The 22,740-nt window shown below is 68.0% G+C and carries 19 protein-coding genes and 1 pseudogene; 13 read left to right on the top strand and 7 right to left on the bottom strand.

Annotated features, from left to right (window positions below):
• Positions 1-112: 112 nt before the first annotated feature.
• From ISO16_RS20050 to ISO16_RS20040, 3 genes are all read right to left on the bottom strand, one after another.
• The gene (locus tag ISO16_RS20050) at positions 113-754 is read right to left on the bottom strand and encodes a 3,4-dihydroxy-2-butanone-4-phosphate synthase (RefSeq protein WP_072634127.1); all 642 of its coding nucleotides are present in this window, start codon (positions 752-754) and stop codon (positions 113-115) included.
• 78 nt (positions 755-832) lie between these two features.
• On the bottom strand, positions 833-1,285 hold the full coding sequence (locus ISO16_RS20045; RefSeq protein WP_072634197.1) for a flavin reductase family protein: 453 nt from the start codon (positions 1,283-1,285) through the stop codon (positions 833-835).
• Positions 1,286-1,537: 252 nt separating this feature from the next.
• Positions 1,538-2,812, bottom strand: a complete 1,275-nt coding sequence (locus ISO16_RS20040) for a PucR family transcriptional regulator (protein ID WP_072634126.1) — start codon at positions 2,810-2,812, stop codon at positions 1,538-1,540.
• A 306-nt stretch (positions 2,813-3,118) separates the two neighbouring features.
• Here ISO16_RS20040 and ISO16_RS20035 point away from each other — a divergent pair, with 306 nt between their 5' ends.
• From ISO16_RS20035 to ISO16_RS20015, 5 genes are all read left to right on the top strand, one after another.
• A complete protein-coding gene (locus tag ISO16_RS20035) occupies positions 3,119-3,691 on the top strand; it encodes a VOC family protein (RefSeq protein ID WP_029547159.1) in 573 nt (190 codons plus the stop codon).
• Between the two features lie 55 nt (positions 3,692-3,746).
• A complete protein-coding gene (locus ISO16_RS20030; RefSeq protein WP_072634125.1) occupies positions 3,747-4,637 on the top strand; it encodes a fumarylacetoacetate hydrolase family protein in 891 nt (296 codons plus the stop codon).
• Complete coding sequence (locus ISO16_RS20025) at positions 4,630-6,396, top strand: FAD-dependent oxidoreductase (RefSeq protein WP_072634124.1); 1,767 nt, start codon at positions 4,630-4,632, stop codon at positions 6,394-6,396. The genes ISO16_RS20030 and ISO16_RS20025 overlap by 8 nt, the downstream gene beginning before the upstream one ends.
• A gap of 100 nt (positions 6,397-6,496) precedes the next feature.
• Positions 6,497-8,485 (top strand): acetoacetate--CoA ligase, encoded by a 1,989-nt coding sequence (locus ISO16_RS20020; RefSeq protein ID WP_072634123.1) that lies wholly within the window; start codon positions 6,497-6,499, stop codon positions 8,483-8,485.
• An 8-nt stretch (positions 8,486-8,493) separates the two neighbouring features.
• Positions 8,494-9,120 carry a malonic semialdehyde reductase gene (locus tag ISO16_RS20015; protein ID WP_006932624.1) on the top strand — a complete coding sequence of 209 codons (627 nt, stop codon included), beginning with the start codon at positions 8,494-8,496 and terminating at the stop codon, positions 9,118-9,120.
• Positions 9,121-9,131: 11 nt separating this feature from the next.
• Here ISO16_RS20015 and ISO16_RS20010 read toward each other — a convergent pair whose 3' ends face one another.
• Positions 9,132-9,608, bottom strand: coding sequence for an Lrp/AsnC family transcriptional regulator (locus tag ISO16_RS20010; RefSeq protein WP_072634196.1), 477 nt, complete (start codon positions 9,606-9,608; stop codon positions 9,132-9,134).
• A gap of 265 nt (positions 9,609-9,873) precedes the next feature.
• Between ISO16_RS20010 and ISO16_RS20005 the strand changes: the two genes are divergently transcribed.
• The 5 genes and pseudogenes from ISO16_RS20005 (at position 9,874) to ISO16_RS29100 (ending at position 15,153) form a co-directional block, all read left to right on the top strand.
• The gene (locus ISO16_RS20005; RefSeq protein WP_072634122.1) at positions 9,874-12,225 is read left to right on the top strand and encodes a transketolase-like TK C-terminal-containing protein; all 2,352 of its coding nucleotides are present in this window, start codon (positions 9,874-9,876) and stop codon (positions 12,223-12,225) included.
• 42 nt (positions 12,226-12,267) lie between these two features.
• Positions 12,268-13,422: a 2-oxo acid dehydrogenase subunit E2 gene (locus ISO16_RS20000; protein WP_072634121.1), complete on the top strand. Its 1,155-nt coding sequence runs from the start codon at positions 12,268-12,270 to the stop codon at positions 13,420-13,422.
• Positions 13,423-13,740: 318 nt separating this feature from the next.
• Positions 13,741-14,226, top strand: a complete 486-nt coding sequence (locus tag ISO16_RS29110) for a hypothetical protein (protein WP_072634120.1) — start codon at positions 13,741-13,743, stop codon at positions 14,224-14,226.
• Between the two features lie 206 nt (positions 14,227-14,432).
• Positions 14,433-14,576 (top strand): annotated as a pseudogene (locus tag ISO16_RS29105) (thiamine pyrophosphate-dependent enzyme); the annotation flags it as partial.
• 97 nt (positions 14,577-14,673) lie between these two features.
• On the top strand, positions 14,674-15,153 hold the full coding sequence (locus ISO16_RS29100; RefSeq protein WP_442800802.1) for a hypothetical protein: 480 nt from the start codon (positions 14,674-14,676) through the stop codon (positions 15,151-15,153).
• Here the strand turns inward: ISO16_RS29100 and ISO16_RS19990 are convergent.
• Together ISO16_RS19990 and ISO16_RS19985 are read right to left on the bottom strand one after the other, a co-directional pair.
• Positions 15,129-16,160 (bottom strand): aspartate-semialdehyde dehydrogenase, encoded by a 1,032-nt coding sequence (locus ISO16_RS19990; RefSeq protein WP_072634118.1) that lies wholly within the window; start codon positions 16,158-16,160, stop codon positions 15,129-15,131. The two genes, ISO16_RS29100 and ISO16_RS19990, sit on opposite strands and share 25 nt — an antisense overlap.
• Before the next feature lie 5 nt (positions 16,161-16,165).
• Positions 16,166-17,431: an aspartate kinase gene (locus ISO16_RS19985; protein WP_006932606.1), complete on the bottom strand. Its 1,266-nt coding sequence runs from the start codon at positions 17,429-17,431 to the stop codon at positions 16,166-16,168.
• Between the two features lie 175 nt (positions 17,432-17,606).
• Between ISO16_RS19985 and ISO16_RS19980 the strand changes: the two genes are divergently transcribed.
• Complete coding sequence (locus ISO16_RS19980; RefSeq protein WP_072634195.1) at positions 17,607-18,809, top strand: low temperature requirement protein A; 1,203 nt, start codon at positions 17,607-17,609, stop codon at positions 18,807-18,809.
• A 15-nt stretch (positions 18,810-18,824) separates the two neighbouring features.
• Here ISO16_RS19980 and ISO16_RS19975 read toward each other — a convergent pair whose 3' ends face one another.
• Positions 18,825-20,042 carry a DUF4185 domain-containing protein gene (locus ISO16_RS19975; RefSeq protein ID WP_072634117.1) on the bottom strand — a complete coding sequence of 406 codons (1,218 nt, stop codon included), beginning with the start codon at positions 20,040-20,042 and terminating at the stop codon, positions 18,825-18,827.
• A gap of 355 nt (positions 20,043-20,397) precedes the next feature.
• Here ISO16_RS19975 and leuA point away from each other — a divergent pair, with 355 nt between their 5' ends.
• Entirely contained in the window at positions 20,398-22,206 is a 1,809-nt protein-coding gene (gene leuA, locus ISO16_RS19970; protein ID WP_050034480.1) for a 2-isopropylmalate synthase, read from the top strand.
• 155 nt (positions 22,207-22,361) lie between these two features.
• The gene (locus ISO16_RS19965) at positions 22,362-22,736 is read left to right on the top strand and encodes an SHOCT domain-containing protein (RefSeq protein WP_072634116.1); all 375 of its coding nucleotides are present in this window, start codon (positions 22,362-22,364) and stop codon (positions 22,734-22,736) included.
• The last annotated feature ends 4 nt before the right edge of the window (positions 22,737-22,740 follow it).

Raw genomic sequence — 22,740 nt, 5'->3', positions numbered from 1 at the left:
CTTCGGGATGGGGGTGGTCGAACTGATCGCAGAGAGCTGACCCACGCCGGCACCGCACACCTCGGGTGCGCGACATCGGCTGGATCGGAAGAGATTCGGAAAAGGGTGGCGGTCAGCGGGAGCGTTCGTGATGCTCGTCGGGTGCTACGAGGGTGAGGTCGTAGCTGTCGGCCAGTGCCTCGGCGTCGTGGGGACCGGCGGTGTTCACCGGGTCGCTGATGCCGTCGAGTTCGGCGAAGACCGCACCGGAGTATTCCGGCCGTGCCAGATCGGTCAGCGCGAGCGCGCAGGCGGCGACTGTCTGTCGCTCGCACAGGACACGCGGATCGACCCGCACGGGGACGAGGTGCCCGGGCCTGCTGAGGTCGTCGACGCTCGAGCGGGGATCCGCGAGCACGCGGGCGGTGAGAGCCCGATCTGACCCGGAGATACCGGTGGTGACTCCGGCCGAAGCGTCGACGGCAACACATTGGCCGTATGCGCACACCGACGGTGCGCGCGAACTCGGAGTGGCTTCGGGCAGACCGAGCCGGTCGCAGTCCCGCTCGTGGAGGGCCACTTGGACGAATCCCGTGCTGTGTCGAATGACGAAGGCCATCTGCTCGGCGGTCACGGTGCCTGCACATCCGACGAGCACGAGACGAGCACCGTGCCGCAGGATGATCAGTTCGCCTCGTGCCAGGGCGCGCATGCCCTCGGCTGCAGTCGACCACGGTGTCCGCGGGAGAGCGGCATATGCAACGGAAGTGGTCATGACTTTCCTCTCTTCGAGGGTATTCGGCGCTGGGGAACAGGGCAGAAGCGATAGACGCTGCCGACCGGCACTGTCCGGTTACACCATTTCCAGCGCGCAGTGGGTGCCGAAGGTGCGGCGGTGATAGGTGAGGGGGTCGCTGTCGCGCTGCTCGGCGGCGACGACAGTGCCCAGCACGATCATGTGGTCGCCGCCTTCGAGGATCCGTTCGGCGGTGCAAGCTACCCATCCGGCCGCACCGGTGATCCGGGGCAGGTCGTGGTCGATGTCCCAGCGGACCCCGTGGAACTTGCCGAGGCCGTTCTTGGTGGCGAATTTCAGGGCGGCGCTGTGTTGGTCACTGGACAGGATGTTCAGGCCGAACTTGCGCGACTCGGTGACGAGTTCGAGGGTTTCGGACCCCCGGTCGAGGGAGACGAGGACCATCGGAGGGTTCATCGACAGCGAGAGGAAGGCGCTGACGGTGGTGCCGACAGGCAGCCCGCCGTCCATGGAGGTTGCGACGGCGACGGGGGTGGCTACGTGCGCCATCACGTTCTTGAATGTTTCCTGGAGCGAGGTCAACGGACGTGTCCTTCGATCGACCGCGGGACATGCCGCGGGTCTGGAGGATGGGGCGCCGGGACCCGCTTCGACTGCTCTCACCGCGGTGGCCGGCTGTGTTCTAGGACACAAGTAGACCGCACGGGTTGCGCCTTGCGCATTGGTGCGCAGCCTAAGGTTGCGCACCAACCTTGGTTTCCAGACCAACCTGCGGACGCAGGATGCCGGTACCGCCGAGCGCTATTCTCGGGCGAGCGGATCTCCTCGAAGCCACTCGTGAATGCGGAGCGCGGCACGCAGGTCGGTGGTCGTCTCCCCCGAATGACCACACAGATTCAACGCCTTGTGCACGCGATAGGTCACCGTGTTCTTCGAGATATGCTCTGCCGCAGCCACCTTGGACAGACTGTGATCCATGTCGAGATAGCGGCGCAGCGTCGACCGAAGCTCTGCCATGCGAGGTTCGCGCTGCGCGAGTGGGCCCAGCAGCCGCGATGCGAACTGTTCTGCCGCGTCCGGATCCGACAGGAGCAACACCTCGAGTGCGACGTGTTCGTGGGCCACGGTGCAGGGACCCTGACCCGGGCGAAGGCGGATCAGCCGTTCGACCGCCTTGGCTTCGGCATGGCTTCGACGGAAGCCCTCCACCCCGACGCCCGTCTCCCCTACCACGACGAACGCATCGTCGAACGTGGGTAGCGCATACCGGTGCGGCGAACTCCCGGAGGTCATGGTTCCCCATGCCCATACCGTCTGGAGCCCGACCGGTAGTACCAACGAGGCCGACGGGACGCCTCGCTGCCGCAGGACGGTGTCGACGACGGCACGCAGATCCCGGATGGAGTGCGGTCCGCTCCACGCGACGAGTGCAATGTGGGGGCCGGCGAGCGCATAGCCGAGAACCTTCTCGGCGTGGACCCGATCGACGTCCTCGGCGCCCAGGATCTGGTTCACCAGATCGAATCGGGCTGCAGACACCCCCGCCGCCCAGACACTCTGCTCCTCGATGAAGGCCGAGGCAGCCACGGCCGTGAAGTCGTCGTGCACCTCGAAGAGCAACACCGAGATCCGCCGAAGTTCGGCACTGCTCTCCGTGGGCGGAAGCACAAGGCGCGCCGCGTCGAGCAGGGCCGCGGCCAGCACGGCGTACCCCACGCGAATGGCACGCAGCAGATCGTCGAGGGCCATACCTCGACGAGCGAAGTCCCGGGCGATCTCGCCCACCTCGGCACTGGCCAGCGTGGCTTCGGGCTCGCCGAGACCGGCCACCAACATCAGTGCGCGCAGCGTGGTGGAGGTGGTGGCACGACGCACCGCCTCCATGACAGCCGCCGCGTCCGCCAGGGCCGGTATTTTCTGGGCAATCCTGGCGGCGATGTCCTGACCGACCTCGACCGCCCAGGTCACCGCCCCGCCCCCGAGAGCCTCCCTGACGCGCTCGGCATCCGGGCTCAGCCACTCGTCCTCGGCCTGGGGTGCACGTGCTCCCGAGAGCTCATATGTCCAATGCGGCACTTCGGCATCCTTCCGATCCGACCCCGGGCACGGTGAGTAGACGACTCTATTGGGCTCCAGACCAACTCTGTCCGGATTTCTTGGCTTCCAGCCCGTAGCCGCACAAGGCGACATCGGATGGAATTGTGCAACAGATCACACGACAGAGACCACATCAAGAATCCGTCCCGGCAGCGCCGTCGCTTCCACAGACAGCAGCGTTCCCGTCCGGAGCACGCTGTTGCCCGAGCGGCCCACGTGGAGGTCCGCCCGGATTCGCTCGAGGTCTCGCACCGACGACCACGTTCAGCTCCGAAGGAGACACCGATGACCTCCACCCCCAAGTTCGCTCACGTTGTGCTGCAGACCAGTCGTTTCGACGAGATGCGGGACTGGTACTGCACCGTCCTCGACGCTCACGTGGTCTACGAGGGCCACGGCCTGTGCTTCATCACCTTCGACGAGGAGCATCACCGCGTTGCTCTGCTCGGCGCCCCCGTCGAACTGGCGCCGCGCAACCCCGGAGCCGCCGGCATGCACCACACCGCCTACACCTTCGACACCCTGCAGGATCTGCTCGACCGGTACGACAGGCTCAAGGACAAGGGCATCGAACCGAAGGTGCCGATCCAGCACGGGGTGACCACGTCGCTGTACTACCAGGACCCGGACGGGAATTTCGTCGAACTGCAGATCGACAACTTCGCCACACCGGAGGAGGCGACCGAGTACATGCACGGGCCGGAATACGGCAACAACCCCGTCGGTGTGTCGTTCGTCCCCGAGTTGATGCGCGAGGCGCTCGCGATGGGCACCCCGGTCTCGGAGATCACCACCCATGCCTGGGCTCTCGAGACCAGCCCCCATCTGCCCGATCCGATGGTCGCGCTCACCAGCTGACCCGACGGCCTCTACCGATACCGACACTCGATCGTCTCTCGAAGGACTCGTTCTCATGCGTGTGGCAAATCAATCCGGCCGGCTCATCCTCGTCGCGGACGGACGCGGCGTCGACGTCGAAACCGCCAGCGCCGGGCGCTTCCCTGCGGATCCCCAGCAGATTTTCGAGCGCTGGGACGAGTTCGTCTCGTGGGCCCGGACAGTGGACTTCTCCAATGCTGCTTCGGTGATCGAATCGGAGCTGCACGCTCCGGTTCCCCGGCCGGGCCAGATCTTCGCCGTCGGCGTGAACTACGCCGATCACGTCGAAGAATCCGGTCTCGAATTGCCCGATGCGCCCTTCGTGTTCACGAAGTTCCCCGCCGCGATTGCCGGACCGTACGACACCATCGAACACCCCGGCGGCTCGGTGGACTTCGAGGTCGAACTCGTCGCGGTCATCGGCAAACACGCCCGCCACGTCCCCGTCTCGCAAGGCTGGGACCACGTCGCCGGCCTCACCCTCGGTCAGGACCTCTCCGAACGCGAGCTGCAGCTGTCCGGACCACCGCCGCAGCAGTTCGCCCTCGGCAAGTCCTTCACCGGCTTCGCGCCGATCGGACCCGTGCTGGTCACCCCCGACGAGTTCGCCGATCGTGACGACGTCGAGGTGAGCACCGTGCTCTCGGGTGAACTCATGCAGAAATCCCGCACCCGGCATCTGATCTTCCCGATCCCCGTCCTGGTGTCCTACCTGTCGTCGATCGTGCCGCTGCGTCCCGGCGATCTGATCTTCACCGGCACCCCCGCGGGCATCGGCTTCACCCGCGAGCCCAAACGCCTCATCGGCACCGACGACGAACTCGTCAGCCGGGCCGAGGGCATCGGCGAGATGCGCCACCGCTTCGTCGCCACCAGCCGCCCCCACCCCCTCACCACCGTTTCCAGGAGCACGCACCATGTCTGACATCACCGTTCCCGTACTCGTCGTCGGCGGCGGCGGCTGCGGCCTGACCACCTCGATCCTGCTCTCCGAGCACGGCATCGACCACCATCTCGTCGAGCGGCACACCGGCACCTCGCCGCTGCCGAAGGCCCACTACCTCAACCAGCGCACCATGGAGGTGCTCCGGCAGTACGGCGTCGCGGACTCGATCTACGAGGTCGGCACGCCGCCGAAGAACATGGGCAAGACCCGCTGGGTGACCTCCCTGGGCGGCGACGGCGAACTCGACGGCCGCACCCTGTTCACCCTCGACTCCTTCGGAGGCGGCGGCCTCGAGAACAAGTACGCCGACGACAGCCCGTGCCTGTCGAGCAACTACCCGCAGGTGCGGCTCGAGCCGCTGCTGCGCGCGCACGCCGAGCAGCGCGCACCGGGCTCGATCCACTTCCACCGGGAACTGGTCTCGTTCACCCAGGACGACGACGGCGTCGATGCGGTCATCCTCGACCGGGACACGCAGCAGACCTACACCGTCCACGCCCAGTACCTGGTCGCCGCCGACGGCGGCAAGACCGTCGGCCCCGAACTGGGGGTGACGCTGGAAGGCCCGACCGGGATCCTGGACATGGTCAGCACCCATTTCACCGCGGATCTGTCGCAGTACTGGGAAGACGACGTGCTGATCACCTGGCTGGTCAACCCGGAAGGGGCCGGATCGTGGCACAGCGGCGCCATGGCCGCGATGGGACCGACCTGGGGCAAGCATTCGGAAGAGTTCGTCATCCACTTCACCTTCCGCCCGGACGACCCCAACCGCTTCGACGAAGAGGCCATCGTTCCCCGGCTGCGGGAACTGCTCAAGCTGCCCGACCTCGAACCGAAGGTGCACAAGGTCAGCCACTGGATCCTCGAAGGGGTACTCGCCGACAAGTACCAGGTCGGGCGGATCTTCCTCGCCGGGGACGCCGCCCACCGGCACCCCCCGACCACCGGTCTCGGGCTCAACACCGCGATCCAGGACGCCCACAACCTGGTGTGGAAACTCGCCGCCGTCCTGCGGGGGGACGCCTCGCCCGCACTGCTCGACACCTACGAGCCGGAACGGCGCCTGGTGGGCATGCGCAACGTCGACTGGGCCATGTTCACCTTCCTCAACCACATGGTCATCGACGCCGGCCTCGGCCTGAGCCCCGATCAGCCCCTCGAGCTTCGCACCCAGGTGTTCCGCGACTTCTTCTCCGACACCCCCATGGGCGAAACCCGCCGGTCGCGGGCGTTCGAGGTCGCCAACACCCAGCGCACCGAGTTCCAGGCGCACGACCTCGAGATCGGCTTCGCCTACCAGGACGGCGCCCTGGTGCCCGACGGCAGCGACGCTCCGCCGCGGGACCCGATGGGCAGCGTGTACTTCCCCACCACCCGTCCCGGACACCGCCTCCCCCACGCCTGGATCGAACACCACGGCCGGCGGATCTCCACCCACGATCTCACCGGAACCGATACCGCCTTCGTGCTCGTCACCGGTGCCCAGAGCGAGGCATGGGTGACCGCCGCCGACACGGTCGAAGAGAAGTTCGGGATCCGCATCAAGGTCGTCACGATCGCCGACGGCGCCGACTACACCGATCCCACCGGCCGGTGGAACGAACTGCGCGAGATCGCAGAAGACGGGGCGATCCTGGTCCGCCCCGACAACCACGTCGCCTGGCGCAGCGCCGGGCGCGCCGCCGCTCCGGCCGACGAGCTCGCCCGCGCCGTCGGCACCCTCCTGTCCCGCTGAATCGACGCCGTCCCGGCGACCGACGACCGACACCTGTGCGCTTACCAGCGCATACCTCGGTCGCCGGGGTGGCATACCAGCCGAAAGGAAACACCCACCGATGTCCGGTCCCGAGCCCGAACTGTTGTGGTCTCCCGCTGCCGAGCGGGTCGCCTCCTGCCGGATGTCGCAGTACCAGCGCTGGCTCGCCACCGAAAAGAACGTGAGCACCACCGATTACCGGTCGCTGTGGCAATGGTCGGTGACCGATCCGGAGGGATTCTGGTCCTCGATCTGGGAGTACTTCGACGTCCTCGCCTCGGTTCCCGCTTCCACCGCGCTGGCCGCAGACAAGATGCCCGGGGCGCAGTGGTTCCCCGGGGCGCGGCTGAACTGGGCGGAGAACCTGCTACGGCACATCGACGCCGACGGCCCGGCAATCATTTCGCTCGACGAGGACGGCCACCGATCCGAGATCGGGCGGGCGCAGCTGGTGTCCCAGGTCGCCAGTCTCGCCGCACAGTTCCGCGCCATGGGGGTGCGCCCCGGCGACCGGATCGCGGCGGTGCTGCCGAACATCGCGCCGACCGTGGTCGCGGTGCTTGCCGCGGCCAGCGTCGGCGCGGTGTGGTCCTGCTGCGCACCGGACTTCGGTCTCAAGGGACTGCTGGACCGGTTCACCCAGATCGAACCGACCGTGCTCATCGGCGTCGACGGCTACCGGTTCAACCACAAGACCGTCGACCGCCGCGCCCTGCTCGCCGAGCTGCAGGCCCACCTGCCCACCGTCGAAAACACCATCATGGTCCGCCACCTCGACAGCACGGCACCGCTTCCCGTCGGTGTCCTCGATTTCGCCGAGCTGATCACCGGTGACGCCGAACCTCGGTACGAGCAGGTGCCGTTCGACCATCCCCTGTGGATCCTCTACAGCTCCGGCACCACCGGACTGCCCAAGGGCATCGTGCACTCCCACGGCGGCATCCTGCTCGAATCCCTCAAGGCCAACGCCCTGCACTACGACCTCGGCCCCACCGATCGGGTGTTCATCGCCGCCAGCACCGCATGGGTGGTGTGGAACATGCTCGTCGACGCCATGGTCACCGGCGCGACCATCGTCACCTACGACGGCAGCCCCACCGCCGACGGCCCCGACACCCTGTTCCGTATCTGCGGTAAGGAACGCGTCACCCGTTTCGGCACCGGAGCCGCCTACCTGACCCTGTGCGAAAAGGCCGGCGCCACAACGGGTGAGGACTTCGACCTCGGCTCCCTGCGGTCGATCATGAGCACCGGCTCCCCGCTGCCCGACTCCACCTGGGCCTGGGTCTACCGAGAGATCGCACCGGATGTGCATCTCGGATCCGACAGCGGCGGCACCGATGTGGCCACCGCATTCGTCGGCGCCAATCCCCTCCAGCCGGTGTACACGGGCGAGCTGCAGGGACCGTGCCTCGGCGTCGCCGTCGAGGCCTGGGATGCCGAGGGACACCCGGTGATCGACGAGGTCGGGGAGATGGTGATCACCGCGCCGATGCCGTCGATGCCGATCTACTTCTGGAACGACCCCGACGGTCACCGCTACCACGACGCGTACTTCGACACCTTTCCCGGAGTGTGGCGGCACGGCGACTGGATCACCGTCACCGGCCGCGGCAGCTGCCTGATCCACGGCCGCTCCGATTCGACCATCAACCGCGGCGGTGTGCGGATGGGCTCGGCCGACATCTACCAGGCCGTCGAAGCCCTCCCCGAGATCGCCGATGCCCTGGTCATCGGCGCCGAACTCCCCGACGGCGGCTACCACATGCCTCTGTTCGTGGTACTCCACCCCGGATACGACCTCGACGACGCTCTCGTCGACACGATCCGCACCACCATCCGCACCGAGGTCTCCCCCCGCCACGTGCCCGACGAGATCGTCGACGTCCCGGCCGTACCCACCACCCGCACCGGCAAGCGCCTCGAGGTGCCGATCAAGAAGCTCATCCAAGGGGCCCCGCCGGAGACTGCACTGAACCGGGCCACCGTCGCCGATACCGACGCTCTGGACTGGTACATCGACTATGCCAACGCCTTTCACCGCTCTCGCCAGACACAAGATCAGTGAGGACTGCCGTGACCGACACCGTCGAGAACCCTGCACCCCACCGGCTCGAGCCTGTCGAAGACCGGGCGCTCGAGGCGTTGTTCACCGCGGCGCGGACCGCGAACACCTTCGCACCCATCCCGGTGTCCGACGAACACCTCACCGAGATCTGGGAGCTGGCACGCTGGGCACCGACCGGGGCCAATACTCAGCCGCTGCGAGTGGTGTTCGTACGCACCGAGTCCGGGCGTCATCGTCTGGTCGCCCACATGAACGACGGCAACAAGGCCAAGACCGCTTCGGCTCCGGCCGCTGCGATCCTGGCCGTCGACACCCGGTTCCACGACCATATGGGCACGCTGCTGCCGTTCAAGCCCGAACTCGGGCCGCTCTACGAATCGAACGAGGCAGTCCGGTCGGCCACCGCCCAGCTGAACGCGGCGCTGCAGGCCGGCTACTTCATCCTCGCCGTCCGGGCCCGCGGTCTGGCGGCCGGGCCGATGAGCGGCTTCGACGCCGCCGCACTCGATGCCGACTTCTTCCCCGACGGGCAGTGGCGGTCGCTGCTGGTCGTCAACATCGGCTACCCGGGGCAGAATCCGTGGTTCGAGCGGCTTCCGCGCCTCGAGCACACCGAGTGCCTCCGCTGGGAGTGATCGTGGGTTACTTACTCCGCGAGCGTGTCGAGCAGTGGTCGGACCCGGTAGTCCACCATTTCGCGCATCACCAAGGCCGTCGTGGTGCGTTTGACGCCCTTGATATTCAGGATGTCCCCGGCGACGCGGTACAGATCGTCCGCGTCCCGGGCTGCGACGTGGACGAGCAGATCGGCGACGCCGCTGAGGCCGTGCACTTCCAGAACTTCGGGTATCGCGTCGAGTGCGGCCCCGACCCGGTCGAGTTTGCGCTGGGTGACGTTGGTGAGCACATACGCCTGCAGCGGATACCCGAGGATTGCCGGGTCGATGCGGCGTTCGAACGAGCGCAGCGCCCCCGCCTCGTCGAGCTTGCTCAAACGTGCTTGAACGGTGTTGCGGGACAGACCTGTTCGCTCGGCCACCGCCAGGACGGTGGCGCGGGGGTCGTCGGACAGGACGGTCAGGATTCGCGCGTCGATCCGGTCGGCTCGGTGTGTGCTTGGCACAGTGCCCACCTCCCTTTCGTCCACACCCGCCAGCGGGGTGCATAATGCTCAATTTTCGGTTCCAGTATTGCGCAAACAGACACCCGCTGGTGGACTGTTGTAACACCCCGCAGGTCGGGCAGCCTCCCAGACACAATCCGGTGGGCATCCCCATTCCTTCGCCGCTCGGCCGCGTCTCATCCGTCGCCGGCCGAGCCGGCTCCCCTCGGCACCTGATGCAGTAGTCCTGCCCGGTTCCGCGTTGTTGTCTTCAAGGAGAATTCCGATGTCCCTGCCCGTGTCCCTCGACTCCGTGACCCCGCACCCCACCGACCACACCGGTGCGTCCGAGGACCTTGCCGCCCTCGAGGCGATCCGGCAGCGGGTGTTGTGGCTGTCGACCTCGATGATCCACCACGCGAACCGGGTCCGCCCCAACCCCACCGGCCTGAAAGTCGGTGGCCATCAAGCGTCCTGCGCGTCGATGGTCTCGATCATGACCACCCTGTGGTTCGAGCACCTGCAGCCCGGGGACCGGGTCTCGGTCAAACCCCACGCCTCCCCGGTGCTGCACAGCATCAACTATCTGCTCGGCGAACTGGACGAGAAGTACCTGACCACCCTGCGCGAGTTCGGGGGCCTGCAGTCGTATCCGAGCCGGTCGAAGGACCCGGACACGGTCGACTACTCCACCGGGTCGGTCGGGATCGGCGCCACCGCCCCGATCTGGGGTGCGATGGCCCGCCGCTACGTCGACACCCACCTCGGCGACACCGGCCGGGGCCGGCAGTACTCACTGGTCGGCGACGCCGAACTCGACGAGGGCGCGGTCTGGGAGGCCATCCTCGATCCCGGTATCACCGACCTCGGTGAGGTGGTGTGGATCGTCGATCTGAACCGCCAGTCCCTGGACCGGGTGGTGCCCAACATCGCCGCCCGCCGCCTGGAGAAGATGTTCGACGCCGCCGGCTGGCAGGTCGTCACCGTCAAATTCGGCACGCTGCTCGAAGAACTGTTCGCCCGACCCGGCGGGGATGCGCTGCGCACCCGCATCCTGGACATGCCGAATCCGGAATACCAGCGGCTGCTGCGCTGCACCCCGGCCGAGGTCCGCGACCGGCTGCCCGGCGACGGCCCCGGCAGCACGCAGATCGCCGAGCTGATCGCCACCCTCGACGATGCGACACTCACCGCCGCGGTCCGCAACCTCGGCGGACACGATCTTCGAGCCCTCTCGGAGGCGTACCGGCAGATCGACGACACCCGCCCCACGGTGATCATCGCCTACACCATCAAGGGCTACGGCCTGCCCACCGAAGGCCACCCGCAGAACCACTCCGCGCTGCTGACCGTCGACGAATACACCCAACTGGCCTCGACCCTGGGAATGGACCCGCAGCACCCGTGGGGCCGGTTCACGGCCGACACCTCAGCAGGACAGCTGTGCCAGAGCACCGCCGATCGGCTGCGGCGCGACGCGACCCCGGCGCTGCCGAACCTGACGATTCCCACCGATATCGGCCGCACCCCCAAGGGCACCGCCACCACCCAAGCCGCCCTCGGCCGGGTCCTGCTGGACCTGACCCGCGAAGCCCCCGACGCCGCCGGGCGGGTGGTCACCGTCAGCCCCGACGTCAGCTCCACCACCAACCTCGGCGGCTGGGTCAACAAGGTCGGGGTCTGGTCGGCGGCCGAACGGCACAACTGGTTCGCCGACGACGCCGAAACGATCATGCACTGGAACGAACGCCCCACCGGCCAGCACATGGAACTCGGCATCGCCGAAACCAACCTGGTCGGACTGATCGGCGAACTCGGCGCCACCTGGAGCCGCTGGGGCCAGCCGCTGCTGCCCATCGGGGTGCTCTACGACCCGTTCGTCGAACGCGCCCTCGAGCCCTGGTCGTACGGCATCTACGCCGGCGGACAGTCCATCCTCGTCGGCACCCCCTCCGGCGTCACCCTCGCCGCCGAAGGCGGCGCCCACCAGTCCATCAAGACCCCCTCGATCGGACTCGAACAACCCGGCTGCATCAGCTACGAACCGGCCTTCGCGCTCGACGTCGAATGGACCCTGCTCGCCTCCCTCGCCCGGCTCGGCCGCCCCGACGGCACCTCCGCGTACCTGCGGCTGTCCACCCGCCCGGTCGAGCAGACCCTCGCCGCCGTGCCCACCGACCCGGCCGCCCGCGAACGCCGCCGCCGCCAGGTCGTCGCCGGTGGCTACCCGATCCGGCGCCGCGACAACGCGCAGGTCACCATCGTGGCGATGGGCGCGATGATCACCGAAGCGCTCGCCGCCGCGGACCGGCTCGAGGCCTCCGGTGCGCCGGCCGACGTGCTGTGCCTCACCAGCCCCGGACTGCTGTTCGAGGCCTGGCAGGCCCGCCAGGGTCGCGGCTCCGGGGAAAGCTGGATCCTCGATCAGCTCTTCCCCGCCGACCGCGCCACCCCGATGGTCACCGTCCTCGACGGCCACCCCCACACCCTCGCCTTCCTCGCCGGCATCAACCGGGTGCGCAGCACCTGCCTCGGCGTCAGCAAGTTCGGGCAGGTCGGCGGCCTCGACGACGTCTACCGCTACCACGGCATCGACACCGACAGCATCGTCGCCGCCGCCCTCGACCTCCTCCCCTGACCCGGCACCGTTCACACATCACCGGAAACAGAAGAGACCCCCATGACCACCGGACAACTCACCGGCACCACCGTGCGCATGCCGGCCCTCGGCGACAGCGTCGACGAAGGCACCGTCACCCGCTGGCTCAAACAACCCGGCGACCACGTCACCGCCGAAGAACCGTTGCTCGAGGTCGCCACCGACAAGGTCGACACCGAGATCCCCTCCCCCGTCACCGGTGTCCTGCAACGCATCCTCGCCGAGGAGAACGACGTCGTCGCCGTGGGCGCCGACCTGGCCGTCATCGCCGAACCGGACACCGGATCGGTGGATACACCCCCTGAGCCACCCATCCCGGCGCCTGCTGCGAATCCGGCACCCCCGGCCGCGGCGGCGCCGGTGGCGCCGGCGGCGGCGGCTCCTCCCCTGCGGCCGTCGCCCCCGGCACCGCCCCCCACACCGAAAGACGCTGCCCCACAACCGAAGGACCCCGGGACCGGCGACACCACAGTGGAAAAGCTGCCCCGCATCCGCCGCACCATCGCCCGGCGAATGGTCGAGTCGCTACAAACCGCCGCCCAGCTGACTACGGTGTTCGAGGTGGACGTCACCGCCATCGCCCGGTTGCGCACCACCCACAAGGACGAGTTCTACGACCGCACCGGCATCAAGCTCTCGTTCCTGCCGTTCTTCGCCAAGGCCGCCGTCGACGCGCTCGCGCAGCACCGGATTCTGAACGCTTCGCTGAACAGCGAGGTCACCGAGGTGACCTATTTCGACCATTGCCACCTGGGCATCGCCGTCGACAGCGACAAAGGGCTGATGGTGCCGGTCATCCGGGATGCCCAGAATCTCGGGATCGAAGGGCTCGCCCGGGCCATCGCCGACAAGGCCGAACGCGTCCGCACCGGCACCATCTCCCCGGACGAACTGACCGGCGGCACCTTCACCCTCACCAACACAGGAAGCCGCGGCGCCCTGTTCGACACCCCGATCCTCAACCAGCCCCAGACCGGCATCCTCGGCGTCGGTGCCGTCGTCGAACGACTGATCCCCATCCGAGCCGACGGTGAACTCCGCATCGACGTGCGCTCGATGGCCTACCTGTCGATCACCTACGACCACCGCATCGTCGACGGCGCCGACGCCGCCCGCTTCCTCACCACAGTCAAGAACATCCTCGAATGCGGCTTCACCACAACCGACCTGACCTGACCGCCCACCACAGCCGGAAGGAGCAAGCGTGAGCCCGGACGATCGCACCCTGCTGGCATTCGCCGTCAAATGGTCCCCCTTCGGCGGAGGAGACGAGTACATCCTTCCCGAATTCGGCCTCACCCCCGCGGTGTTCTACCAACGCCTTCTGGCGATGGTGACCACCACTCCGATCGATGAAGTGGATTTCGCGACCCGTACGTTCCTACGACAGTTCTGCGTCTCGAAGCTGTCCCGAACGTCCTGCTCACCGACCCGGCCGAGATCCCCCGAGCCCTCGCCGACGCCTTCCACATCGCCTCCAGCGGCCGACCCGGCGTGGTGCTCGTCGACATTCCCAAGGACGTCCTGCAAGCCCGCACCACCTTCACCTGGCCCCCGGAACGACAGCTACCGGGGCACCACGTCATCACGCAACCCCACGACAAGCAGCTCCGGGCCGCAGCCGACCTGATCGCCACAGCCGAACGCCCGGTGCTCTACGTCCGCGGCGGAGTGATCAAAGCCGACGCCTCGAACGAACTGCGTGAACTCGCCGAGCTGACCGGCATCCCCGTCGGTGACCACCCACATGGCCCGCGGCGCGTTCCCGACAATCACCGACTGCACTACGGCATGCCCTGCATGCACGGCACCGTCGCCGCCGTCGCCGCCCTGCAACGCAGTGACCTGCTGATCGCACTCGACGCACGGTTCGACGACCGGGTCATCCACGTCGATATATCGACCCGGCCGAGATCGGCAAGCACCGCTTCGCCGACGTACCGATCGTCGGCGACTGCAAGACAACGATCAGCTCCCTGATACGCCACATCCGCGCCCGCCCAGCCTGCCCTCCCGCACCCGATCCGACCGGCTGGTACGCCGATCTGGACCGACTACGCGACACCTTCCCCCTCGGCTACACCCGCCCGCCCACCGGCGCACTGGCGCCCGAACGCGTCATCGATGCGATCGGACGCACGGCGGGCCCGGACGCGATCTACCTCTCCGGAGTCGGACAGCACCAGATGTGGGCCGCACACTTCATCACCTACGACAAGCCCCGCACCTGGCTCAACTCCGGCGGCCTCGGCACCATGGGCTACACCGTTCCCGCCGCACTCGGCGCCAGACTCGGCACCCCGGATCGGGAGGTCTGGGCGATCGACGGTGACGGATGTTTCCAGATGACCAACCAGGAAACTGGCCACCGCCGCCGTCGAAGGCATCCCCGCCAAGGTCGCGATCATCAACAACGGCAACCTCGGCATGGTCCGGCAACTCCAGCAAATCCACTACCAGGGCCGCTATTCGAGCGTCGACCTCGCCACCCATTCGCGGCGCATCCCGGACTTAGCCCTCCTCGCCGAAGCGCTCGGCTGCATTGCGAACACGAGGCGGATCTCGAGGAGACCATCGCGCACGCGCCATCGAAGACCGTCCCGTCGTCGTCGACCTCATCGTCGACGACACCGCCCTGGTCTGGCCGATGATCGCAGCGGGCGCCAGCAACGACCACCTCATGCTCGCTCAGGGGAACCGGCCGTCGTTCGACGAATCCGATCATCCGGTCTCGTCAGAGGACACACACGCGTCCCGATCGTCTCTGCCGGCGAAATCGGCACGAGTAACGCCGCGCCCATGCGTCGACGCCCCACCGAGAACGACGAGGGGGAGGTTGCCGGCGACGTGTCGCGGCAACCTCCCCCTCGGGGGCGAAGAACCTACACCAGCAGCTCGGCGATCTGAATGGTGTTGAGGGCGGCGCCCTTCCGGAGGTTGTCCCCCGAGACGAACAGCGCGAGACCGCGGCCCTCCGGCACACCCGGATCCTGACGGACCCGGCCCACCAGCGACGGATCCTGGCCCGCGGCCTGCAGCGGCGTCGGAACGTCCACGAGCCGCACGCCGGGGGCGTTCGCGAGCAGTTCCTTCGCGCGCTCCACCGACAGCGGACGTTCGAACTCGGCGTTGATCGACAGCGAGTGGCCGGTGATCACCGGCACGCGCACGCAGGTACCCGACACCAGCAGGTCCGGCAGTCCGAGGATCTTGCGGGACTCGTTGCGCAGCTTCTGGTCCTCGTCGGTCTCGCCGCTGCCGTCGTCGACCAGGGAGCCGGCCAGCGGCAGCACGTTGAACGCGATGGGCGCGACGTACTTGTCCGGGGCCGGGAAGTCGACGGCGCTGCCGTCGTGCACCAGCTTCTCGGCGTCGCCGATGACGGCGCGCGCCTGGCCGAGCAGTTCGTCGACGCCGGCGATGCCGCTGCCGGAGACGGCCTGGTAGCTCGAGACGATCAGCCGCTGCAGTCCGGCCTCGTCGTGCAGGACCTTGAGCACCGGCATCGCGGCCATGGTGGTGCAGTTCGGGTTGGCGATGATGCCCTTGGGCGGGTTCTTCGCCTCCTGCGGGTTCACCTCGCTCACGACCAGGGGAACCTCGGGATCCTTGCGCCAGGCCGAGGAGTTGTCGACGACGGTCGCGCCGGCGGCGGCGAACCGCGGCGCCTGCGCGCGCGAGAGGGTCGCTCCGGCCGAGAACAGGGCGATGTCGATGCCCTTCAGATCCTCGTCGGAGGTCGCCGCTGCGTCCTCCACGACGATCTCCTCACCGCGGAACGGCAGCTTCTTGCCGGCGGAGCGGGCAGATGCGAAGAACCGCACCCGGTCGGCGGGGAAGTTGCGCTCTTCGAGCAGGGTGCGCATGACGATGCCGACCTGTCCGGTGGCACCGACGACAGCGAGAGTGGTCACAGCGATTACCGTCCCGTTCCGGCGTGGACGACGGCTTCTTCCTCGCCGCCGAGTTCGAACGCGGCGTGCAGGGCGCGCACCGCGTCGTCGAGTTCCGTGTCGTCGACGAGGACCGAGATACGGATCTCCGACGTGGAGATGAGGTCGATGTTGATGCCCGCACCCGCGAGGGCCTCGCAGAACTTCGCCGTGACGCCCGGGTGGCTCTTCATGCCGGCGCCGACGAGCGAGACCTTGCCGATGTGGTCGTCGAACAGCACCTGGGTGAAGCCGATCTCCTCCTGCTGCTTGCTCAGCAGCTCCACGGCGCGCGGGCCGTCGCCCTTGGGCAGGGTGAAGGTGATGTCGGTCTTGCCCGTCTCCACCTTGGAGATGTTCTGCAACACCATGTCGATGTTGATCTCGGCGTCGGCGACGGCGCGGAACACCTTCGCGGCGTAACCGGGGGTATCGGGCAGGCCGACGACGGTGACCTTGGCCTCGCCGCGATCGTGCGCGACGCCGGTGATCAGAGCCTCTTCCACGGGGATGTCCTCCATCGATCCGGACACGATGGTGCCGGGCTTGGTGGTGTACGACGAACGAACGTGCACGGGCACGTTGTAGCGGCGGGCGTACTCGACGCAGCGCAGCATGAGCACCTTCGCGCCGCACGCCGCGAGCTCGAGCATCTCCTCGAAGGAGACCTTCTCGAGCCGCTGCGCGTCCTTGACGATGCGCGGGTCGGCGGTGAAGACGCCGTCGACGTCGGTGTAGATCTCGCAGACATCGGCGTTCAGCGCCGCGGCCAGGGCGACGGCGGTCGTGTCGGAGCCGCCGCGGCCGAGGGTGGTGATGTCCTTGCTGTCCTGGCTCACGCCCTGGAAGCCGGCGACGAGGACGATACTGCCCTCGTCCAGCGCGGCCCGGACGCGGCCGGGGGTGACGTCGATGATCTTCGCGTTGCCGTGGCTGCTCGTGGTGATCACGCCGGCCTGCGAGCCGGTGAACGACCGCGCCTCGGCACCGAGCGAGTGGATCGCCATCGCGACCAGGGCGTTGGAGATCCGCTCACCGGAGGTGAGGAGCATGTCCATCTCCCGCGCCGGCGGCGCCGGGCACACCTGCTGGGCGAGGTCGAGCAGCTCGTCGGTGGTGTCGCCCATCGCCGAGACCACGACGACGACGTCGTTGCCCGCCTTCTTGGTCTCGACGATCCGTTCAGCGACGCGCCGGATCCGCTCGGCCGTCGCGACCGAGGATCCTCCGTACTTCTGGACGACGAGTGCCACGCTGGCGAACCTCCGGGGTCTTGGGTGCAAGTCCAGGGGATCAGCTTACCGATGCGGCCTGGAGGGACGGGGCTCGACCTGCCCCGGCACCCGGCAGCCGTCCGCTCCCGGCCTGCGGCGAGGGCCGGAACCGTCGGGCGTGACAGCGGTCTCGGGTGGTGACAGCATCTCCGGCGTGAGCATCGGCAGACGCCTGCAGGTCCGAGCGGTGGACGAACGTTCCTCCGCCTCCCCCATCGAGTTGTTCTTCGATCTCGTGTTCGTCTTCGCCCTGACCCGGGTCACCGACCTCATGGCGGTGGACACCAGCGGCGTCGACGTGCTGCGCGCCGCCCTCGTCATGGCGGTGCTGTGGTGGGTGTGGGTCGGCTACTCGTGGCTGGGCAATCTCGCCCGCGCCGACGAGGGCCTCATGCGAGTGGTGATGTTCGCCGCGATGGGGGCCGTGTTCGTCGTCGCCCTGACGATTCCCGAGGCGTTCGACGACATGCCGGGTGGCCTCGACGGACCGGTGATCTTCGCGGTCGGCTACTTCACCGTGCGCCTGATCCACCTGTCGACGTTCCTCGTCCTGAGCCGGGACGATCCGCAGCTGCGGCGGCAGGTGCTCCGATTCCTTCCGAGCATGCTGGCGGGAACGGCGTTCCTGCTGATCGCCTCGCAGCTGTCCGGACCCGCGCAGACGGTGCTGTGGATCCTCGCCCTGGCGGGCGACTACCTCGGCACCCTGGCTGGGGGCACCGGGTGGCGGCTCCGCTCGGTGAGCCACTTCGCGGAGCGGCACGGACTCATGGTGATCGTCGCCCTCGGTGAGTCGATCGTCTCGATCGGGATCGGCGTCGCGGCGCTGCCGATCTCCTGGGCGATCATCGTCGCGTCACTGCTGGGTCTGTCCGTCTCGGCGCTGCTGTGGTGGGCGTATTTCGACGTCACGTCCCTGGCCGTCGAGAAGGTCTTCGACGCGGCGACCGGGACCCGGCTGATCCGGATCGCCCAGCGTTGCTACAGCTACGCCCACCTGCCGATGGTGATCGGAATCGTCATGCTCTCGCTGGGCCTGAAGAAGATCCTCGCCTACGTCGGGGACGGGAACCATCATCGGCTCACCGATCCCCTCCAGGGCTGGCCGCTGGCCGGCCTGTACGGCGGGGCCGCGCTCTATCTCCTCGCCCTGGTGTTCTTCCGCGCCTACGCGACCGGTCGCGTCGAGGTTCCCCGGGCGACGACGGCGGTCGTCCTGCTCGCACTCCTTCCCGTGGTGGGGCACGTCCCGGCGCTGGCGACCCTCGGCATCCTGGTGGCGGTGCTGCTCGTCCTCATCGGGTACGAGACCGTCCGTTATGCCGAGCCGCGCGAGACGATCCGTCACGGGGGCTGAGCCCGGACGGGCGGCTCATCCCGCGACGGTCGTGCGCAGCAGCATGACGTTGTAGTCGCTCCAGCGTGACGCGACGAAGTACAGGTCGTCGCCGCTGGACCACGGGTGGATGTACGGCGCGTACAGGCCGCCGATCTGCGCGCTGGTGACGACCGCCCGCGGCGCGCTCCACGGCCCCTCCGGCCGCGCGCTCGTGCGCATCTCGATCTGCCCGCGTTCCTCGTTGCCGTAGAGCATGACGAAGGTGCTGCCGGTCCAGTGCACCGACATCTCGCCGACCGGGGCGTCGACGACGGGGACCGCCGCATCGATCCCGCCGAGGATCCAGTGGGTGCCGGTCCAGAACTCGTAGGCGGTGAGGTCGCGGATCTGCGCCTCGGGCACGCGCGAGCCGTGGGCCGGACCGAAGCGCCCGTTGGGCGTGCCGAAGTCGTAGACGTAGCCCTCGTGCTTCACGTACGCGTGCTGTTGGAAGTTGCTGTTGCCCGTCGCCAGTTGCTGGACGCCGGGGACCTCGACGGGGGTGTTCACCCGCGCGGTGGCCGGGTCGACGGTCCATGTCTCACCGTTGTCGGTCGAGTACGCGACGGCCGAGGCGTTGGTCCGCCATTCGCCCGGTTCGCCCCAGGCGCGCACCGACATGAAGTTGATGTACTGCGTGCCGCCGACCGAGATGCCGGCGGTGGGCACGACGGTGGTCTCGACCCTGTCGATGCCGACGCTGCCGAGGACCTCGCGGGCGAAGTTCGGGTCGGAGGAGAGCACCGGCGCCCCGGAGTAGCGATCCCCGGGTCGGGGGTCGGGCACGGCGATGCCGTCCGACAGCTCGGTGTCGCCGCTGCGCATGAGGATGTTGCGGCGCCATTCGTCGCCCTCGACCGAGCAGTCACCGAAGGTGTCTCCGAAGGCCGCGAGCACCTGCCGGCCTGGGCCGGTCCCGCCGTTGTCCCACATGATTCCCAGGTCGGTGCCCGAGACGGAGAAGCGGGTGTCGGTCCGGTTCGGGCTGCGCGGTCCCGTGACCCAGGCGACGGTGCGGGTGGGCCCGGAGGTGATCGTAGGCAGCGGTCCCTGCGGCGTCCCGGCACCGGGGTTGCTGCTGCCGAAGCCGCTGCTTCCGGACCCGGAGCCCCCGCACGGTTCCGCTTGAGCGGTGGCGGCAAATGGCACCGCGCAGCCGAGCGCGAGCAGCAGCGCTGAGGAGAACGTCGTTGCCGACCGGACCACCCTCATGAGCTCTCCTCCCGGCCGGGTGACCGAAACGCGTCTTCCCTGATACTCCTGTGATCAATGGTGTCTGCGTGACAAATGAGGTCAACGTATTGGATCGGCGGGGCTCGCGACAGCGCCCTCCGTATCGATCGGGTCACGTTCGTACGGCCTGCTCCGCCCGGCCCCGGCAGCGAAATCCCCGCATCCCGGGTGGGCTCCGGCGGGGGCGAGCGAGTACACTGCCTGGCATGCAGCGCGCGCTTCTCCTCGGCCGCCGCGGCGGGATCTGACCAGACCGGCTTCCCGTCGCGGGGTGTGGTCGCGCCGGTCGTATCCTCATCCGGACTCACCGGTCCCCTTTTTTTGGAGTTACGTCATGTCACCCGCCGACGCATTCACCTCCGGCTCGCGCACTATCACGCCGCCGAGCAAGCCCGCCCCCGCCGATCAGCCGGCGTGGAACACGCAGAAGAACTCCTCGATGCCGACCTACCGGTACCGGCCGTTCGCCGAGGAGGTCGAGCCGGTCACGCTGCCGGACCGCACCTGGCCGGACAAGGTCATCGACCGGGCCCCCGCCTGGTGCGCCGTGGACCTGCGTGACGGCAACCAGGCGCTCATCGACCCCATGAGCCCCGCCCGCAAGCGGCGCATGTTCGACCTGCTGGTACGCATGGGCTACAAGGAGATCGAGGTCGGCTTCCCGTCGGCAAGCCAGACCGATTTCGACTTCGTCCGAGAGATCATCGAGGACAACGCGATTCCCGACGACGTCACCATCCAGGTGCTGACGCAGGCCCGCCCCGAGCTGATCAAACGCACCTTCGAGGCGTGCGCCGGGGCCCACACGGCCATCGTCCACTTCTACAACTCGACGTCGATCCTGCAGCGCCGCGTGGTGTTCAAGGCGGACAAGGACACGGTCAAGAAGATCGCCACCGACGCGGCCGAACTGGTACTCGAGGAGGCGAAGAACCACCCCGACACGAACTGGCGGTGGGAGTACTCCCCCGAGTCGTACACCGGCACGGAACTGTCGTACGCCAAGGAGGTGTGCGACGCGGTCGTCGACACCCTGGGCGCGACCCCCGAGAACCCCGTGATCATCAACCTGCCGGCGACGGTCGAGATGGCCACGCCGAACGTGTACGCCGACTCGATCGAGTGGATGCACCGCAACCTGGCCAAGCGCGACTCGATCATCCTGTCGCTGCACCCGCACAACGACCGCGGCACCGGCGTCGCGGCGGCCGAACTGGGCTACCAGGCCGGCGCCGACCGCATCGAGGGCTGCCTGTTCGGCAACGGCGAGCGCACCGGCAACGTGTGCCTGGTCACCCTCGGCCTGAACATGTTCAGCCGCGGCGTGGACCCGCAGATCGACTTCTCCAACATCGACGAGATCCGCCGCACCGTCGAGTACTGCAACCAGCTGCCCGTGCCCGAGCGGCACCCCTACGGCGGCGACCTGGTGTACACGGCCTTCTCGGGCAGCCACCAGGACGCCATCAACAAGGGCATGGACATGATGAAGGCCGACGCCGACGCGGCGGGCACCGACGTCGACGACCTGACCTGGGCGGTTCCGTACCTGCCGATCGACCCGAAGGACGTCGGCCGCAGCTACGAGGCCGTGATCCGGGTGAACTCGCAGTCCGGCAAGGGCGGCGTGGCGTACATCATGAAGCACGACCACGGCCTGAACCTGCCGCGGCGGCTGCAGATCGAGTTCTCGCAGGCGGTGCAGCGCGTCACCGACGGTGAGGGCGGCGAGGTCAGCCCCAAGGAGATGTGGGACATCTTCCACGAGGAGTACCTGACCCCGATCACCCCGCTCGAACGGATCCGGCAGAAGGTCGCCGCGGCCGAGACCGACGACGGCACCGACACCGTCACCGCGGTCGTGAAATACCACGGCAAGGAACAGGAGATCACCGGGTCCGGCAACGGCCCGCTCGCCGCCTTCGTCGACGCCCTGGAGACCCTGGGCTACCAGGTGGCGGTCCGCGGCTACGCCGAGCACGCCATGTCGGCCGGTGACGACGCCCTCGCGGCCGCGTACGTCGAGGCGGACGTGACCCGGCCCGACGGGGTTTCGGCCCTGGTCTGGGGTGTCGGAATCGCGCCGTCCATCACGACGGCGTCGCTGCGCGCGGTGGTCTCGGCGGTGAACCGGGCCCACTGAGCCCTCCGGTCCCGCGAACACCGCGGCAAACGGCGCGAATTCGGACGAACGCGGCGGTACTCTTTCGCAGGAGTGCCGCCGCGTGTCCGTTTGTCGGCCGGGCGAATCTCGGTTCGGATCCGTCTCCGCACGTGCCCCACGAAAGGGAGCGTCACATGGATTTCTGGGACATCATCTGGTTCATCATCATCAGCTTCGCGTTCATTGCGTACCTGATGGTGCTCTTCTCCATCATCGGGGACCTGTTCCGCAACCACCAGCAGTCCGGCTGGATCAAGGCGATCTGGATCGTCTTCCTGATCTTCCTGCCGTTCCTGACCGCCCTGATCTATCTGATCGTCAACGGCAAGGGCATGGCCGAGCGCTCCGCGCGGGAGTACGCCCAGGTCAAGCAGGCCCAGGACAGTTACATCCGCGAGGTCGCCGGCAAGTCCCCCGCCGAGCACATCGCCGACGCCAAGGCCCTGCTCGACGCGGGCACCATCACCGAGGCCGAATACCAGGCCCTCAAGGCCAAGGCGCTGGCCTGACGCC

Origin of the sequence: Rhodococcus sp. M8, from assembly GCF_015654185.1 — a bacterium.
Lineage (GTDB): Bacteria > Actinomycetota > Actinomycetes > Mycobacteriales > Mycobacteriaceae > Rhodococcus > Rhodococcus aetherivorans.
The sequence above is the reverse complement of the archived record's forward strand: the minus strand, read 5'-3'. Positions and strand labels throughout refer to the sequence as shown.